Source organism: Oceanimonas marisflavi (genome assembly GCF_003049725.1).
GTDB lineage: Bacteria > Pseudomonadota > Gammaproteobacteria > Enterobacterales > Aeromonadaceae > Oceanimonas > Oceanimonas marisflavi.
On record NZ_QAGM01000008.1, the window covers coordinates 90,678 to 107,358 of the forward strand.

19 protein-coding genes are annotated in these 16,681 nt (G+C 60.3%); 17 read left to right on the forward strand and 2 right to left on the reverse strand.

Features of this window, described 5'->3' with window-relative positions:
* Positions 1 to 98 precede the first annotated feature (98 nt).
* Positions 99 to 974 carry a lipoprotein NlpI gene (gene nlpI / locus DA373_RS07130; protein ID WP_198650261.1) on the forward strand — a complete coding sequence of 292 codons (876 nt, stop codon included), beginning with the start codon at positions 99 to 101 and terminating at the stop codon, positions 972 to 974.
* Between the two features lie 21 nt (positions 975 to 995).
* On the opposite strand, the gene DA373_RS07135 is transcribed toward nlpI, so the two are convergent.
* Positions 996 to 1,886, reverse strand: coding sequence for a U32 family peptidase (locus tag DA373_RS07135; protein ID WP_107851633.1), 891 nt, complete (start codon positions 1,884 to 1,886; stop codon positions 996 to 998).
* Between the two features lie 8 nt (positions 1,887 to 1,894).
* On the reverse strand, positions 1,895 to 2,890 hold the full coding sequence (gene ubiU, locus DA373_RS07140; RefSeq protein ID WP_107851634.1) for a ubiquinone anaerobic biosynthesis protein UbiU: 996 nt from the start codon (positions 2,888 to 2,890) through the stop codon (positions 1,895 to 1,897).
* Positions 2,891 to 3,108: 218 nt separating this feature from the next.
* On the opposite strand from ubiU, the gene ubiT reads away from it, so the two are divergent.
* The 16 genes from ubiT (at position 3,109) to DA373_RS07220 (ending at position 16,668) form a co-directional block, all read left to right on the forward strand.
* The gene (gene ubiT / locus DA373_RS07145; RefSeq protein WP_157953694.1) at positions 3,109 to 3,555 is read left to right on the forward strand and encodes a ubiquinone anaerobic biosynthesis accessory factor UbiT; all 447 of its coding nucleotides are present in this window, start codon (positions 3,109 to 3,111) and stop codon (positions 3,553 to 3,555) included.
* A 65-nt stretch (positions 3,556 to 3,620) separates the two neighbouring features.
* Complete coding sequence (trmJ, locus tag DA373_RS07150) at positions 3,621 to 4,349, forward strand: tRNA (cytosine(32)/uridine(32)-2'-O)-methyltransferase TrmJ (protein ID WP_107851636.1); 729 nt, start codon at positions 3,621 to 3,623, stop codon at positions 4,347 to 4,349.
* A gap of 83 nt (positions 4,350 to 4,432) precedes the next feature.
* Complete coding sequence (gene iscR, locus DA373_RS07155; protein ID WP_107851637.1) at positions 4,433 to 4,930, forward strand: Fe-S cluster assembly transcriptional regulator IscR; 498 nt, start codon at positions 4,433 to 4,435, stop codon at positions 4,928 to 4,930.
* A gap of 51 nt (positions 4,931 to 4,981) precedes the next feature.
* Positions 4,982 to 6,196, forward strand: coding sequence for an IscS subfamily cysteine desulfurase (locus DA373_RS07160; protein ID WP_107851638.1), 1,215 nt, complete (start codon positions 4,982 to 4,984; stop codon positions 6,194 to 6,196).
* A 30-nt stretch (positions 6,197 to 6,226) separates the two neighbouring features.
* Positions 6,227 to 6,613: a Fe-S cluster assembly scaffold IscU gene (gene iscU / locus DA373_RS07165; RefSeq protein ID WP_107851639.1), complete on the forward strand. Its 387-nt coding sequence runs from the start codon at positions 6,227 to 6,229 to the stop codon at positions 6,611 to 6,613.
* 12 nt (positions 6,614 to 6,625) lie between these two features.
* Positions 6,626 to 6,949, forward strand: coding sequence for an iron-sulfur cluster assembly protein IscA (gene iscA, locus DA373_RS07170; RefSeq protein ID WP_107851640.1), 324 nt, complete (start codon positions 6,626 to 6,628; stop codon positions 6,947 to 6,949).
* Positions 6,950 to 6,959: 10 nt separating this feature from the next.
* A complete protein-coding gene (gene hscB, locus DA373_RS07175) occupies positions 6,960 to 7,478 on the forward strand; it encodes a co-chaperone HscB (protein WP_107851641.1) in 519 nt (172 codons plus the stop codon).
* A gap of 5 nt (positions 7,479 to 7,483) precedes the next feature.
* A complete protein-coding gene (gene hscA / locus DA373_RS07180; RefSeq protein WP_107851642.1) occupies positions 7,484 to 9,328 on the forward strand; it encodes a Fe-S protein assembly chaperone HscA in 1,845 nt (614 codons plus the stop codon).
* Between the two features lie 2 nt (positions 9,329 to 9,330).
* Complete coding sequence (fdx, locus tag DA373_RS07185) at positions 9,331 to 9,669, forward strand: ISC system 2Fe-2S type ferredoxin (protein ID WP_094200676.1); 339 nt, start codon at positions 9,331 to 9,333, stop codon at positions 9,667 to 9,669.
* A 31-nt stretch (positions 9,670 to 9,700) separates the two neighbouring features.
* Positions 9,701 to 9,901: a Fe-S cluster assembly protein IscX gene (iscX, locus tag DA373_RS07190; RefSeq protein WP_107851643.1), complete on the forward strand. Its 201-nt coding sequence runs from the start codon at positions 9,701 to 9,703 to the stop codon at positions 9,899 to 9,901.
* Positions 9,902 to 10,113: 212 nt separating this feature from the next.
* Positions 10,114 to 11,412: an aminopeptidase PepB gene (gene pepB, locus DA373_RS07195; protein ID WP_107851644.1), complete on the forward strand. Its 1,299-nt coding sequence runs from the start codon at positions 10,114 to 10,116 to the stop codon at positions 11,410 to 11,412.
* A 107-nt stretch (positions 11,413 to 11,519) separates the two neighbouring features.
* Positions 11,520 to 11,951 (forward strand): nucleoside-diphosphate kinase, encoded by a 432-nt coding sequence (ndk, locus tag DA373_RS07200; protein WP_019934284.1) that lies wholly within the window; start codon positions 11,520 to 11,522, stop codon positions 11,949 to 11,951.
* Between the two features lie 185 nt (positions 11,952 to 12,136).
* Complete coding sequence (locus DA373_RS07205; protein WP_107851645.1) at positions 12,137 to 13,657, forward strand: nucleobase:cation symporter-2 family protein; 1,521 nt, start codon at positions 12,137 to 12,139, stop codon at positions 13,655 to 13,657.
* 151 nt (positions 13,658 to 13,808) lie between these two features.
* Entirely contained in the window at positions 13,809 to 14,927 is a 1,119-nt protein-coding gene (locus tag DA373_RS07210; protein ID WP_107851646.1) for a bifunctional tRNA (adenosine(37)-C2)-methyltransferase TrmG/ribosomal RNA large subunit methyltransferase RlmN, read from the forward strand.
* A 27-nt stretch (positions 14,928 to 14,954) separates the two neighbouring features.
* Positions 14,955 to 15,734 (forward strand): type IV pilus biogenesis/stability protein PilW, encoded by a 780-nt coding sequence (gene pilW, locus DA373_RS07215; protein ID WP_198650262.1) that lies wholly within the window; start codon positions 14,955 to 14,957, stop codon positions 15,732 to 15,734.
* Positions 15,724 to 16,668, forward strand: coding sequence for a RodZ domain-containing protein (locus DA373_RS07220; protein WP_107851647.1), 945 nt, complete (start codon positions 15,724 to 15,726; stop codon positions 16,666 to 16,668). The genes pilW and DA373_RS07220 overlap by 11 nt, the downstream gene beginning before the upstream one ends.
* Positions 16,669 to 16,681: the final 13 nt, after the last annotated feature.

Genomic DNA, 16,681 nt, shown 5'->3' on the forward strand with positions numbered 1-16,681 from the left:
TTAAGTCCCTTTCTGGTGATTGATTGCATTTGCAGCATGACAAACGCGCTGCGGCTGCATAACATGGGGACATAGAACAAGACAAGTTCGGAGCCGACTTGAAACACAGATTTTTGCCTGGTGCGCTGGCCTTGCTGGGCATGATGCTGACAGGATGCAGTGCGCCCAAGGTCGTCACACCGACTCTGGTACTACCTGTGCCCATGCAGGTGTCTTACCAGAGTGAACTGGGGATTGCCCGTCTGGGGCAAATGCTGAACGCCCCCGGGCTGACCCCGGAGCAGCGTGCCGAGCTGTTCTTTCAGCGCGGCGTGGTGTTTGACCGGGTGGGGCTGCGGGCCATGGCCCGGCTGGACTTCAACCGGGCGCTGCGGGAGCGGCCGGACTTTGCCGATGCCTATAACCTCAACGGCGTTTACCTGACCCAGAATCAGGAGTTTGACGAGGCCTATGAGGCCTTTGACTCGGCGCTGGAGCTGGCACCGGACTATGTTTACGCCAACCTTAACCGGGGCATCGCGCTCTATTACGGCGGCCGCCCCGAGCTGGCGGCGCGGGATCTGAAAATCTTTCTGGACGAAGAGCCCGGCGATCCCTACCGCCTGTTGTGGTGGTATCTGGCGCTGGAGCAGATTGATGCCGACATGGCGCAGGAACGCCTGGCCGCCCATCGCGCCCAATATGGCGGCGAAGAGTGGGCCTGGGATATTGTGGATGTATATCTTGGCACCCTGACGCCGGAAATGCTGCTAAGCCGGATTTCCGAGCGCAGTCAGGACAATCAGGAGCTGGCGGAGATGCTGTGCGAGGCCTACTTCTATCTGGCCAAGCGGGCCCAGCGCAACGGCGAGCCGGAGCAGGCCGAGGTCTACCTCAAGCTGGCGCTGGCCACCAATATCTACGATTTTGTCGAGCACCGCTACGCCCTGCTGGAGCTGGATCTTATCGGCCAGCAGGCCCGCCTCAAACGCTGACGGGCCACTCCTTTCTTTCGGTCAGGCTTCAATGCTGGCGGGAGCCGGCAGCCACTCCATGCCCGGCAGCTGGTTCCAGTAACCGTTGCAATAGCGGGATGCCAGCGGCCAGGGCTTCCCGTTGGGAGCCTTGAAGCGGGCAATCCATTCCAGGCACGCCGGACTATGGGCGCTGATGCGAACCGCGTCCACCCAGCCGGCCATGCCATCCCGATCGTTAATCAGGTTATAGCAGTAACCGGACTGGGTCTGAATGCCGTTCAGGTTGAATGCCGGCTGGCCTTCCTGAGTGTTGGCGCGAAGCCCGCCAGGGTACTTGATGCACACCAGCTCGCACTCGTCCTTGGGCCGGTTTTCTGCCCGGGCGGTAAAACAGCGTGCCGACCAGGCTAGAGGCAGGTGGCCGTAGCCGAACACTTCCAGCTGAAAACGGTCACGTACTCCGGCCGCTTCCGCCGCCCGGTGAATGCGTAACAGCCAGTCCCGGGACAGTTCCACCGGCGGTACCCAGGTGGTCATGCCCTTGTCCAGCAAAATGCGCAGTGTGTCCAGGTTGTAGACGTTAAGTGCCGGTCCGCCCACAAAGGGCAGGCCGTGCTCGTGGGCCAGCTGCACCGCGCCCAGATCATTGGCTTCAATTTGCAGCTCGCCCTGTTCGCACAGTTTTTTGATGATGCTCAGCTCGGCCGGTGCCTGGATCAGCGTCAGGGTCGACAGCACCACCTCCTTGCCGGCGGCGGTCAGCGCCTGAGCCAGGGCCAGCCAGTCGCCGGTTTTCAGCTCCCGGCGTTTGGGACAGACGGTTTCTCCCAGATAAATACGCTGGCAGGGCGTCTCGAGCGCGGCACGGTAAAAATCCTCAACCTGCTGGCGGGGCCAGAAAAACAACAGTGGGCCCAGATGAACGTTCATGCGTACTCCTATTGCCATTTACGGTGATAGGCACCCAGGGTGGTCTGGCTGCCTTCCGACAGGGCACCGAGCTGCTGTTGCCAGGCGGGCTCGATTTGAAAATCCCCGGCATTGCTCAGGCAGGCATCCAGCGCCTGGCGCCAGACCCGGGCGACCTTGCCGGCGTAGGCCGGGCTGCGCTGCCGGCCCTCAATCTTGACCGACTTGACCCCCAGCCGGATAAGCTCGGGCAGCAGGCTCAGGGTGTTGAGGCTGGTGGGCTCTTCCAGAGTGTGGTAGGGGCGGCCGTCCACCTCAAAACGCCCCTTGCACAGGGTGGGGTAGCCGGCCTGTTCGCCGTCGGCAAAGCGGTCGATAAGCACATTGTTAAGGCGGGACTCGAGCTGTCCGTCTTTTTCTTCCCAGCGCACAAAGCGGGCGGGAGAGCAGGCGCCCACGGTATTGGGGCTTTCACCGGTGAGATAGGAAGACAGGTAGCAGCGGCCTTCTGCCATGATGCACAGGCTGCCAAAGGCGAACACCTCCAGCTCGGCGTCGGTTTCCTTTGCTATCTGGCGTACCTGCTGAATGGACAGTACCCGGGGCAGCACCACCCGCCGTACCCCGAAGTTCTCCTGAAAAAAGCGAATGGCGGCGGCGTTGGTGGCGCTGGCCTGCACCGACAGGTGCAGCTCGGCCTCGGGATAGCGGCGGGCGGCGTAGGCCAGGATGGCGGTATCGGCGATGATAAGGGCATCGGCGCCCAGCGCCATGGCCTGATCCACCGCTCCCTGCCACACCGCCTCCTTGCCCTGATGGGCAAAGGTATTGATGGCCACATGCAGCTTTCGGCCATGGCGACGCAGATAATCCACGCCTTCGCGCAGCCCCTGAGGCGTGAAGTTAAGGCCGGCGAAATGACGGGCGTTGGTCTGATCCTTGAAACCGATGTACACCGCATCGGCACCCTGATCGACCGCAGACTTCAGTGCCGGCAGGCTGCCGGCAGGACAGAGCAATTCCATGATAATGGCTCCCTGGTTCAGAAGGGCGCCAGTGTAGATGGGATGGCGTCACGGGAGTTTGATTTGAAACAATTGCGGCCGATTTGATTTGGCGCAGGAACCGGCCGGTCATGGCATGGTGAGATAAGGCCTTTTACAAGGGAGACGTTATGTTGCCTGTTATTTGCCAACAGCTCAGTCAGCGAGGACCCGGCTGGCTGAAAAGACCGCTTGCCCATATGCCGGTATGGCTTCATGCGCCCTTGCTGGAGCCGCTGCTGCGCCGGGTGCTGGCCGAGCCCCTGCACCAGGGTGAACTGGGGTTTCTGGAAGGGCGCCGGCTGCAGATATTGGTGCCGGATATTGAATACCGGCTGACCCTGACGCTGGCCGGCAACACCCTGCGGGTGCTGCCCGATGCCAGTGCCGATGTGGTGATTCGGGCCGCCTTCAACGATCTGATCCGGCTCAGCAACCAGGATTGTGATCCGGATACGCTGTTCTTTCAGCGCCGGCTGCTGATCACCGGCGACACCGAGCTGGGCCTGGAGTGCAAGAACCTGCTCGACCGGCTGGAGCCCGGGCTGCAGCCGGTGTGGTTTCGTCGTTTGCTGGCACTGATGGCCAGGGTACTGCAACAGGCCGAGCAACGGCCTGTGCGCCAGTCCACAGAGCTAGAAGGATAAAACCTGATCCAGCCATACGACTGTGTTAAAATCCTGCGCCCTGAGCGCAACGGAACTAAGTGAACATGCTTGAGCAAGTACGCATCGTGCTGGTAAACACCTCTCATACCGGCAATATGGGATCTGCGGCCAGGGCCATGAAAACCATGGGCCTGAGCGATCTCTGCCTGGTGGATCCGGTCAGCCCGCCCGATGGTCAGTCGGTGGCGCTGGCCGCCGGCGCCAGCGATATTCTGGCCAATGCCCGCACTGTGCCGACGCTGGCCGAAGCGGTGGCCGACTGTGGTCTGGTGATCGGCACCAGTGCCCGTTCCCGCACCTGGTCCTGGCCCATGCTCAATGCCCGCGAGGCAGGGGAAAAGGCGATGGCGGAAGCGCCCAAACACAAGGTGGCGCTGGTGTTCGGCCGGGAGCGCACCGGCCTGACCAACGAAGAACTGCAGCTGTGCCACTATCATGTGGCCATTCCCGCCAACCCGGAATACAGCTCACTGAACCTGGCCATGGCGGTGCAGACCCTGAGTTATGAAGTGCGCATGGCCTGGCTGGCCGGCACCCAGGAGCAGCCGGTGGCAGAAGATTACCCGCTGGCGTCGGATCTGGAACGGTTCTATGAGCATCTGGAACAGACCCTGCTGGACACCGGCTTTATCATCAAGCCTCATCCGGGGCAGGTGATGACCAAGTTGCGCCGGCTGTTCAACCGGGCCAGGCCGGAAGATCACGAGCTCAATATATTGCGCGGTATCCTCACTTCGGTGCAGCGTCGCATTGTGAAAAAAACCACGGAATAACCGACTGCTGCGCTGGGTTAAATACTTGACTGAAACACTCGGGTATGACACCCTGACGCCATGTTCGAAAACGGTTTGAATCCATGAGACTGACATCGAAAGGGCGTTATGCGGTGACCGCCATGCTGGATGTGGCGCTGCATGCCAATGGAGGTCCGGTATCCCTGGCCGACATCTCGGAGCGGCAGGGCATTTCCCTGTCCTATCTTGAACAGCTGTTCTCCCGTCTGCGCAAGCAGGGGCTGGTGAGCAGCGTGCGCGGCCCGGGTGGCGGCTACCTGCTGGGACAGGACGCCGGCGATATTTCCGTGGGCGCGGTCATTGCCGCCGTGGACGAGTCGGTGGACGCCACCAAATGTCAGGGCAAGGGAGATTGCCATGGCGGTAACCAGTGTCTGACCCACTCCCTGTGGTGCGCCCTGAGTGAGCGGATCAGCAACTTTCTCGATGCCATTACCCTGGCCGAGCTGGTCAGCCAGAACGAAGTCCGGCGCATATCCGGACAGCAAGACAAACATCTGAGCATGCTGAACCTGGAAGAGAATCAGGATCGGTCTGTGAGCGTTAAAGTTCAACTTTAAAATGTCGATGACAAGACTGCCGTACAGGGCAGCGTTGGAACGGAGAATATGATGAAACTGCCCATTTATCTCGACTATGCGGCTACCTGCCCGGTAGACCCTCGCGTCGCCGAAAAAATGATGCAATACCTGACCCCGGACGGCTTTTTTGGCAACCCGGCTTCCCGCTCCCACCGGTTTGGCTGGCAGGCGGAAGAGGCGGTGGATATTGCCCGTAACCAGATTGCCGATCTGATCAATGCCGACCCGCGGGAAATCGTGTTCACCTCCGGTGCTACCGAGTCCGACAACCTGGCCATCAAGGGCATTGCCCACTTCTATGGCAAAAAGGGCAAACACATCGTGACCTCCAAGACCGAGCACAAGGCGGTACTGGATCCCTGCCGCCAGCTGGAGCGGGAAGGCTTTGAAGTCACCTACCTGGAGCCTCAGCCCAACGGCCTGTTCACCCTGGAACAGATCGAAGGCGCCCTGCGTGACGACACCGTGCTGGTGAGCATCATGCACGTTAACAATGAAACCGGTGTGATCCAGGACGTCAAGGCCATCGGCGAGCTGTGCCGCAGCCGCAAAATCATGTTCCACGTGGATGCCGCCCAGAGCGCCGGCAAGATCCCGGTGGATGTAAAAGACATGAACATCGATCTGCTGTCCATGTCCGCCCACAAGATTTACGGCCCCAAGGGCATCGGCGCCCTGTATGTGTGCCGCAAGCCGCGGGTGCGTCTGGAAGCCCAGATGCACGGCGGCGGCCACGAGCGCGGCATGCGTTCCGGCACCCTGCCTACCCACCAGATCGTGGGCATGGGCGAAGCCTTCCGCATTGCGAAAGAAGAAATGCAGGCCGAGGGCGAGCGTATTCGCGCATTGCGTGACCGCCTCTATAACGGCGTGAAGGACATCGAAGAAGTCTATGTCAACGGCGATCTGGAGCAGCGGATACCCGGCATCCTCAACATCAGCTTTGCCTATGTGGAAGGCGAGTCACTGATGATGGCGCTGAAAGATCTGGCGGTGTCCTCCGGCTCGGCCTGTACCTCCGCCAGCCTGGAGCCTTCCTACGTGCTGCGTGCCCTGGGCCTGAACGACGAGCTGGCGCACAGCTCCATTCGTTTCAGCATCGGCCGCTTCACCACCGAAGAAGAAGTTGACTACGCCGTGCGTCTGGTTAATGAGGCTATCGGTCGCCTGCGGGAAATGTCCCCCCTGTGGGAGATGTTCAAGGATGGCGTGGACCTGGAAAAAGTTGAGTGGGTACACCATTAAGGTGTCGATGGACTGCAGAGGAATTGAATCATGGCTTACAGCGAAAAAGTAATTGATCACTATGAAAACCCCCGCAACGTGGGTGGTTTTGACAAGAATGACCCGAGTGTGGCCACCGGCATGGTGGGTGCGCCGGCCTGCGGCGACGTGATGAAGCTGCAGCTGAAGATCAGCGAAGAAGGCATTATCGAAGATGCCAAGTTCAAGACCTACGGCTGTGGCTCCGCCATCGCCTCCAGCTCGCTGATCACCGAATGGGTGAAAGGCAAGAGCCTGGACGAAGCCGCCAGCATCAAGAACACCGACATTGCCGAAGAACTGGCCCTGCCGCCGGTGAAGATCCACTGCTCCATTCTGGCGGAGGATGCCATCAAGGCGGCCATCGACGACTACAAGCAGAAAAAGAACCTGGCGTAAGACGGAGACATTATGGCGATCACCATTACCGACGCGGCCGCCCAGCGGGTGCAGACCTTTCTCAACAACCGGGGCAAGGGCCTTGGCTTGCGGCTGGGGGTAAAAACCTCCGGGTGCTCCGGTCTGGCCTATGTGCTGGAGTTCGTGGATGAGCTGTCCGAAGGGGATCAGGTGTTCGAGCATGGCGAGGTCAAGGTGATCGTCGACAGCAAGAGTCTCGTTTATCTGGATGGCACTGAGCTGGATTTTGTCAAGGAAGGCCTGAATGAGGGCTTTCGCTTCAACAACCCCAATATCACCGGGGAGTGTGGCTGCGGCGAGAGCTTTAACGTTTAAGGAAAGCGGCATGAACTATTTTGAGCTGTTTGATCTGCCCGCACAGTTCCAACTCGATGGTCAGGCCCTTTCCGGGGCCTACCGCCGGCTGCAGATGCAGTTCCATCCCGACAAATTCGCCTCCCGCCCCGAGCGGGAGCGTTTGCAGGCGGTACAACAGGCCGCCCGCATCAACGACGCATTTTCCACCCTCAAGGCTCCCCTGAGCCGGGCCGAGTATCTGCTGTCCCTGCAGGGCGTGGATATTCGCGGCGAGCAGCAGACCCTCAAGGATCCCCTGTTTCTGATGCAGCAAATGGAGTGGCGCGAGCAGCTGGAAGATATTTCCACCGCTGCCGACGTGTTTGCCGCCATCATGGCCTTTGAGCGGGAGCTGAAGCAGGCTTCTGACGATTATTACCGCGAGCTGGAGCAACAGCTTGACGCCGGTCACTGGGAACAGGCCGCCGATACGGTGCGCAAACTCAAATTTATGGCCAAGCTGCACGCCGAGCTTGAGCGAGTGGAAGACGCCCAGCAGGAATTCTGAATCTCATGGCATTGTTACAAATTTCCGAGCCGGGCCAGAGCGCGGCTCCGCACGAGCACAAGTGGGCCGTAGGCATTGATCTCGGTACCACCAATTCACTGGTGGCCGTGGTGCGCAGTGGTCTGGCCGAAACCCTGGCCGACGAGCAGGGCCGTGATCTGTTGCCGTCCGTGGTGCATTACACCGCCGATGGCCTGCGGGTGGGCTTTGACGCCAAACACGAAGCCGAATTCGATCCGCAAAACACCATCGTCTCGGTCAAGCGGCTGCTGGGCAAGGCCCTGGCCGATGTGCCCCGCCACCGGTTGCCCTATGACTTTCGGGATACCGACGCCGGCATCATCGAGCTGAATACCCCGCAAGGCGCCGTCAACCCGGTGCAGGTCTCTGCCGAAATACTCAAAACCCTGGGAGAGCGGGCCGAGTCTGCTCTGGGCAACCCCATTGAAGGCGCGGTGATCACAGTGCCGGCCTATTTCGATGACGCCCAGCGCCAGGGCACCAAGGACGCGGCTCAACTGGCCGGTCTGAATGTGCTGCGGCTGCTCAATGAACCTACCGCCGCCGCCATCGCTTATGGTCTGGATTCCGGTCAGGAAGGGGTGATTGCGGTTTACGATCTGGGCGGCGGCACCTTTGATATCTCTATTCTGCGCCTGCACAAGGGGGTGTTTGAAGTGCTGGCCACCGGCGGCGACTCGTCGCTGGGCGGAGATGACTTTGACCACGCGCTTGGCGACTGGATTCAGCAACAGGCCGGTGTGGCCGAGCTGACCCCGGCCCGGCAGCGCAACCTGCACGATGCCGCCACCGCCGCCAAAATTGCCCTGACCGACAGCGACAGTGTGACCGTCAGCTGGGAAGGCTGGCAGGGCGAGCTCAGCCGCGACCAGTTCAATGCCCTGATCCAGCCCTGGGTCAACAAGACCCTGATGGCCTGTCGCCGCGCCCTGAAAGACGCCGGCGTGAGCCAGGACGAGGTGCAGGAAGTGGTGATGGTGGGCGGCTCCACCCGGGTGCCCCTGGTGCGGCAGCGGGTAGGGGAATTCTTTGCCCGCGAGCCACTGACCAGCATTGACCCCGACAAGGTGGTGGCCATCGGCGCCAGCATTCAGGCGGATATTCTTATCGGCAACAAGCCCGACAGCGACATGCTGCTGCTGGACGTGATCCCGCTGTCTCTGGGCCTGGAGACCATGGGCGGTCTGGTGGAGAAGGTGATTCCGCGCAACACCACCATTCCCGTGGCCCGGGCCCAGGAGTTCACCACCTTCAAGGACGGTCAGACCGCCATGGCCATTCATGTGGTGCAGGGCGAGCGCGAGCTGGTGGCCGACTGCCGCTCCCTGGCCCGCTTCGAACTGACCGGCATTCCGCCCATGGCTGCCGGCGCCGCCCATATACGCGTGACCTTTCAGGTGGACGCCGACGGCCTGCTGTCGGTGAGCGCCATGGAGAAATCGTCAGGGGTACAGGCCAGCATTGAGGTCAAGCCCTCTTATGGCCTGAAGGAAGAGGATATTTCCACCATGCTCAAGGCTTCATTTGAGTATGCTCAGGAAGACATTGCCGCGCGCATGCTGGCGGAGCAGCGGGTGGAAGCGGCCCGGGTGGTGGAAAACATCATCAGTGCCCTGCACGCCGACGGCGACGAGCTGCTCAGCGAGCAGGAGCAGGCCGAGGTGGTGGCCAGCCTGGAAGCACTGCAGCAGGCGGCACAGGGGAATGACCCGGACGCCATCAAGCGCGCCATTGAACAGACCGACAAACAAACCGCCGACTTTGCCGCCCGCCGAATGGACGCTTCCATTCGCAAGGCACTGGCCGGCCAACGAGTGGACAAGGTGTAACAATGCCGAAAATTGTATTTCTGCCCCATGCCGATCTTTGCCCCGAGGGCGCAGCCGTTGAGGCCGAAACCGGGGAAACCGTGCTGGATGTGGCGCTGCGCAATGGTATCGACATTGAGCACGCCTGTGAGAAGTCCTGTGCCTGCACCACCTGCCATGTGATCGTGCGGGAAGGCTTTGACTCGCTGGAAGAAAGCACCGAGCTGGAAGACGACATGCTGGACAAGGCCTGGGGCCTGGAGCCGGAGTCCCGCCTGGGCTGTCAGGCCAGGGTCGACGATGAGGATCTGGTGGTGGAGATCCCGCGGTATACTGTGAACATGGTGTCTGAAGGCCACTGATCACGGAAAAGTTGACGTGGAGGCGAAACCCATGAGCCTGAAATGGACCGACAGTCTGGACATTGCCCTGGCGCTGATGGAGCAGCATCCTGAGGTGGATCCCAAAACCGTGCGCTTTACCGATCTGCATCAGTGGATCTGCGAGCTGGACGAGTTCGATGATGAGCCCGAGCATTCCAACGAGCGCATTCTGGAAGCGGTGATCCTCGCCTGGATGGATGAGTACGATTAACTGAAAGCTGTCAGCTTTAAACCGTAAGCGTTAAGCGGGGGTAGGTTGGGATGAACGGAGTGAATCCCAACAAGCCGCAGCCGTCTGCTTGTTGGAATTCGCTTCGCTCATTCACAACCTACACAGCTGATAGCTCACCGCTTATAGCTTTATTGAGAGCCACAGTGATACTGTGGCTTTTTCCGTTTTTGACGAGCAAACAAGGAGTCATGATGTCCGCGACCATGAAGGTAATGCTGACCACCGATGCCGCCCCGGCCTGCTGGGGCGACAAGGCGCTGCTCAGCTTTCAGAATGACGAGGTGCGGGTGCACCTGGGTGAAAACGGAGATCCGCTGCGCCGGGTGCAGCAGGCGGGGCGCAAGCTCGACGGTATGGGCATCAAGAACCTGGCCTTGTGTGGTGACGACTGGACGCTGGAAAGCCGCTGGGCCTTTGCCCAGGGCTTTTACAACGCCAAGGGCGGCCAGCAGCTGGAGCTGGGCGAAATGAGCGCCGACGAGCAGGCGGAATTTGACGCCCGCCGCACCGCGATCAACTGGGTGCGGGAAATGATCAACGGCACGCCGGAAGACGTGTATCCGGCCTCCCTGGCCACCGAGGCCGGCAAGTTTCTGCAGTCACTGGCCCCCGAGGCGGTGAGTTACCGCATCTACAGCGGCGAGCAGCTCAAGGATCTGGGCCACGTGGGCATTTACGAAGTGGGACGGGGCAGCAGCCGTCCGCCCACGCTGCTGGAGCTGGACTTCAACCCCACCGGCAACGCCGATGCCCCGGTGGCGGCCTGTCTGGTGGGCAAGGGCATTACCTTTGACTCCGGCGGTTACAGCATCAAGTCGTCCGATGGCATGTCGGTAATGAAGTCCGATATGGGCGGCGCCGCCACCGTCACCGGTGCCCTGGCCCTGGCCATTCAGCGAGGTTTGAGCCAGCGGGTAAAACTGTTTCTGTGCTGCGCCGAAAACCTGGTGTCGGGCCATGCCTTCAAGCTGGGTGACATTCTCACCTACCGCAACGGCCTGAGTGTGGAGATCCTCAATACCGACGCCGAGGGCCGGCTGGTGCTGGCCGACGGCCTGCTGGCGGCCTCGGCCACCGGTGCGCCCTTTATTCTGGATGCCGCCACCCTGACCGGCGCCGCCAAAATGGCCCTGGGCCGGGACTACAATGCCGTGTTCAGCATGAACGAGGAGCTGGCGCTGCAGACGGTGCAGGCGGCCAAAGAAGAGGGCGAAAAGGCCTGGCCGCTGCCCCTGGAACCCTTCCACCAGGGGCTGCTGACCTCGGCCTTTGCCGACATGGCCAACATTCACGGCGGCGAAGGTCAGGCCGGGGCGTCTACCGCGGCGGCGTTTCTGTCGCGCTTTGTGCCCGACAACGGCCGTAACTGGGTGCACATGGACCTGTCCGGTTCCTATCAGAAGGTGCCCAGCGATCTCTGGGCCGCCGGTGGCAAGGGCCACGGCGTGCGCACCATTGCCGCCATGCTGGCCCGGGTGTGTCAGGGCTGAACAGCAAGAAAAATACCTGCAGGCGGTGTTAACTCGCCGCCGCTTTTCGTATAATCCGCGCGTTTTTACTACCGAAAACAGAACCTGTTGATTTAAAGGATACCCCTATGGCTATCGAACGTACCTTTTCCATCGTCAAGCCCGACGCCGTTGCCAAGAACCTGATCGGTGCCATCTACGGCCGTTTTGAGTCTGCCGGCCTGAAAATCGTTGCCTCCAAAATGGTTCACCTGAGCCGCGAGCAGGCCGAAGGTTTCTACGCCGAGCACAGCGAGCGTCCCTTCTTCAAGGCCCTGGTTGACTTCATGACCTCCGGTCCGGTGATGGTTCAGGTGCTGGAAGGTGAAAATGCCATTCTGCGCAACCGTGAAATCATGGGCGCCACCAACCCCGCCGACGCCCTGGCCGGCACCCTGCGCGCCGACTACGCCGACAGCATCGACGAAAACGCCGTGCACGGCTCCGATGCTCCCGAGTCTGCGGCTCGTGAAATCGCCTATTTCTTCAGCGACGAAGAAATCTGCCCGCGCACTCGTTAAGTTCGAGTCAAACGGCAATAAAAAAGGCGCTTCGGCGCCTTTTTTATGGTCTGAAGAAAGCTGTTCAGCCACTGAGTGTTATTTCGGTATACACAAAATGTAAATATTGTTCACATTGACTGCAACAAAAAAGCTGATATCGTCCTTGTTGTTGTATACATCGATTAACATTTCAGGGAGTGAACATGAGCACAAAACCTCAGGGCAGCGCTGCCGGCCCTCGTCCGGAAGATGAAAATCTCGGTATCGCAGCCAATATCGCCTATGGCTTTCAGCATGTGCTGACCATGTATGGCGGCATTATTGCGGTGCCGCTGATCGTGGGGCAGGCCGCCGGTCTGCCCTCGGCGGAAATTGGCATGCTGATCGCCGCCTCGCTGTTTGTGGGCGGGGCCGCCACCCTGCTGCAGACCCTGGGTATTCGTTTCTTTGGTTGTCAGCTGCCCCTGGTGCAGGGCGTGTCCTTTGCCAGTGTGGCCACCATCGTTGCCATCGTCACCTCCGGCGGTGGCCTGCCGTCCGTGTTTGGCGCCGTGATCGGCGCGGCCCTGATCGGTCTGCTGATCACGCCCGTCTTTTCCAAGATCATCAAGTTCTTCCCTCCGCTGGTGACCGGTGCGGTGATCACCACCATCGGTCTGACCCTGATGCCGGTAGCGGCCCGCTGGGCCATGGGTGGCAACAGCAAGGCCGAAGACTTTGGCAGCATGACCAACATCGGCCTGGCCGGTGCCACCCTGGCCATTGTGCTGCTGCTGAGCAAGCTGGGTAACGCGGCCATCAGCCGGCTGTCCATTCTGCTGGCCATGGTGTTCGGCACTTTGCTGGCCTGGTCCATGGGGCTGGTGGACTTCTCCCGCGTGCTGGAAGGTCCCATTTTTGCCTTTCCCACGCCGTTCCATTTCGGCATGCCGGTATTTGAGCTGGCCGCCATTATCTCCATGCTGATCGTGGTGCTGGTGATCCTGGTGGAAACCTCCGCCGACATTCTGGCGGTGGGCGATATCATCGACACCAAGGTGGACTCCCGTCGTCTGGGTGACGGCCTGCGTGCCGACATGATCTCCAGCGCCATCGCCCCCATGTTCGGCTCCTTTACCCAGAGCGCCTTTGCCCAGAACGTGGGCCTGGTGGCGGTCACCGGCGTGAAGAGCCGTTACGTGGTGGCGGCAGCCGGTGTGATCCTGGTGACCCTGGGTCTGATGCCCATCATGGGCCGGGTGATTGCCACCGTGCCCACCGCGGTGCTGGGCGGCGCCGGTATCGTGCTGTTTGGCACGGTCGCAGCCAGCGGCATTCGTACCTTGGCCAAGGTGAACTACACCAACAACATGAACCTGATCATCGTGGCGACCTCCATCGGCTTTGGCATGCTGCCCATCGCCGCGCCCAGCTTCTATCACCACTTTCCGGACTGGTTTGCCACCATCTTCCACTCCGGCATCAGCTCCACCGCCATCATGGCCATTCTGCTCAACCTGCTTTTTAACCACCTGAGCTGGGGCAATTCCGACAGGCAGTCGGTGTTTGCCGCGGGCACCGAACGCACCATTCGTCAGGAAGACATCGCCTGCCTGAACGACGGTGACTACTTTATGGACGGCAAGCTGTTCGATGCCGAAGGCAACGAGGTGACTATTGAAGTGTGCAAGGGCCGCTCTTCCGGTAAACAACCCGAGCTCAAGCCGCTGGCCCACGGGCATTAACCGGACTTGAGAGGGACATTCAGGCCGCCTTCAGGGCGGCCTTTTTTTGAGGCTCGCACAGCGCCGGATCAGGCCGGCACTGGCAACCGAATGCTAAACTCTGTACAATTTCGCGCCCTGTGGGCTCTGGTCATAACGCGTGAGGCAACCGATGAGTGAAACCAAAATAAATCTGCTGGATCTGGATCGTGACGGCATGCGAGAACTCTTTCAGGAAATGGGAGAGAAACCCTTTCGGGCCGATCAGGTGATGAAGTGGATTTACCATTTCGGTTGCGACGACTTTGATCAGATGACCAACATCAACAAGGTATTGCGTGGCAAGCTCAAGGAGCGGGCCGAGATCCGCGCGCCCGAAATCAGTGTGGAGAAAAAATCCGCCGACGGCACCATCAAATGGGCCATGATGGTGGGCGGCCAGGAGGTGGAAACCGTCTATATTCCCGACGGCGACCGCGCCACCCTGTGTGTGTCATCCCAGGTGGGCTGCGCCCTGGACTGCAAATTCTGCTCCACCGCCCAGCAGGGCTTTAACCGTAACCTCAAGGTGTCCGAAATCATCGGTCAGGTGTGGCGCGCCGCCAGCCGGGTGGGCTTTGTGCGCGATTCGGGCCGCAAGCCCATTACCAATGTGGTGATGATGGGCATGGGCGAACCCCTGCTCAACCTCAACAATGTGGTGCCGGCCATGCGGCTGATGCTGGAGGACTACGGTTTTGGCCTGTCCAAGCGGCGGGTGACCCTGTCCACATCCGGTGTGGTGCCCGCCCTCGACAAAATGGCCGGCATGATTGACGTGGCCCTGGCAGTATCTCTGCATGCCCCCAACGACAAGCTGCGTTCCGAGATCATGCCGATTAACGACAAGTACAATATTGCTGAATTGATCGCCAGCATTCGTCGTTATCTGGCGGTCTCGAATGCCAACCACGGTAAGGTGACCATCGAGTATGTGCTGCTCGATCACATCAACGATGATATGCAGCATGCCCACGAGCTGGCCGAGTTGCTCAAGGACCTGCCCTGCAAGATCAACCTGATTCCGTTTAATCCGTTCCCGGGCAACCCCTATGGCAAGCCCAGCAACAGCCGCATTGACCGTTTCAACAAGGTGCTGATGCAATACGGCAATACCGTCACCATTCGCAAGACCCGGGGCGATGATATCGACGCCGCCTGTGGTCAGTTGGTAGGCGATGTGATCGACCGTACCAAGCGCACCATGAAAAAACGGATGCAGGAACAAAATATATCCGTCACAATGGTTTAACTTCAAAAAACACTGGCGGGGAAGGGAATGGGAAAGGCCGTTCTGTTACCGGCAATGCTGATGGTCAGTGCTCTGGCCGGCTGCGTAAGTGAAACCGTTTATCTGAGTCAGGGCAGAAAGACCGGGGAGGTGATGTTTCAGCCATCCCAGGCCGCTCTGACGCGAATGAATCTTGGGTTGGAATATTTACGCCGGGGAGATACCGGTCAGGCCAAATTCAATCTGGAGCGCGCCTTGTCTCAGGATGGGCGCAATCCCGATATTCATCTGGCATTGGCTTACTTTTTTCAGTCGGTATCGGACCACGATAAAGCGGAACAGCATTACCGGCAGGTGCTGCAACTGGACCCGCAACATGGTGACGGACTGAATAACTACGGCGCCTTTCTGTGCGATCGGGAACGATTTGATGAAGCCGATGTCATGTTCAGGAAGGCAATTTCGGTGTTTGGCTATGCCAAGGTGGCGGATACCCTGGAAAATGCGGCCCTGTGTGCCCTTGAAGGCGGCCAAAGTGAGGCGGCGCAGGGGTATTTTCAGCGTGCTCTGGAATACAGCCCAAACAAGCCCCGGGCTCTGCTTGGCATGGCCGGGCTGGAGCTGGAGCGGGGCGATCCGGTGTTTGCCCGGTTGTACCTCGACCGCTACCGGCAACGGCATTCACCCAGTGCTCAGAGTTTATGGATGACAGTGCGTACCGCCCGGGCGCAGGGCCTGGAGTCAGAGGCTCAACAGGCTGGAGCCGAGCTGGTACATTTATTTCCGGATTCAGAACAGGCCAGGCGATTCCTGACACATGACTATTAATGAAGAACAGCCCCAAAACGGGGAAAACCTTGATATTACCGCCAGTGAAGGCCCTGGCATTCTGCTGCGTCAGGCGCGTGAAAGCAGAGGCTGGAGTCAGCATGATGTGGCGCGCCGGCTCAACCTGAGAGTGGCGGTGATCGAGGCGATTGACGGAAACCACTACAAGGCCGGCGTAGCGCTGACCTTTCTGCGTGGCTATGTCAAGGCCTATGCCAAACTGGTTGGGGTGAGTGAGCAGCAGGCGCTGGCCGCCTTTGATGGCATGGCGGGAATCGAGCAGATGCGCAGTGCCGGCACGGCGCCCATGCAGAGCTTTTCCAGGAAAACCCGTCAGCAGGCCAGCGACAAGTGGCTCAAGCGCATCAGCTGGCTGGTGCTGCTGGGGTTACTGGCTTCTCTGGTGTTCTGGTGGTGGCAAAACAGCGGTGTTGGCTATGTGGAGCGCAGTGAGCCCATGCCGCCGGCGCAGGAAGTGTCTGAGCCGGCGCCGGCAGCCGAGCCAGCTTCTCTTCCGCCGCTTCCGGCCACCGAAGAGACCGCCGGAAACACCGGCCCTGCCGAGGGCGCCGGCCAGGCTGCCGGAACGCCGCCAGCGGCCGAGGCGCCGGCGGCGACTGCACCGGTTGTGGCAGAAGAAGTCGCCGAAGCAGAGCCGGAGCCGGTAGCGGAACCCGAACCTGAACCCGACCCTGAGCTGCTGGTGCTCAGCTTTACCGCCGACTGCTGGATCAAGGTCACCGATGCCCAGGGCAGGGTGCTGTCTGAAGGGGTGAAAACCGCCGCTGACCGCCTTGAGCTCAAGGGCAAGCCACCATTCCGGCTGGTGCTGGGTGCCCCTCAGGCAGCCAGCATTGAGTATCTGGATAAACCGGTGGATCTGTCCGCGTTCCGTGCCGGCCGGGTGGCCCGCCTGAGCGTGCCGCAATCCTGATGTAACGAACAAG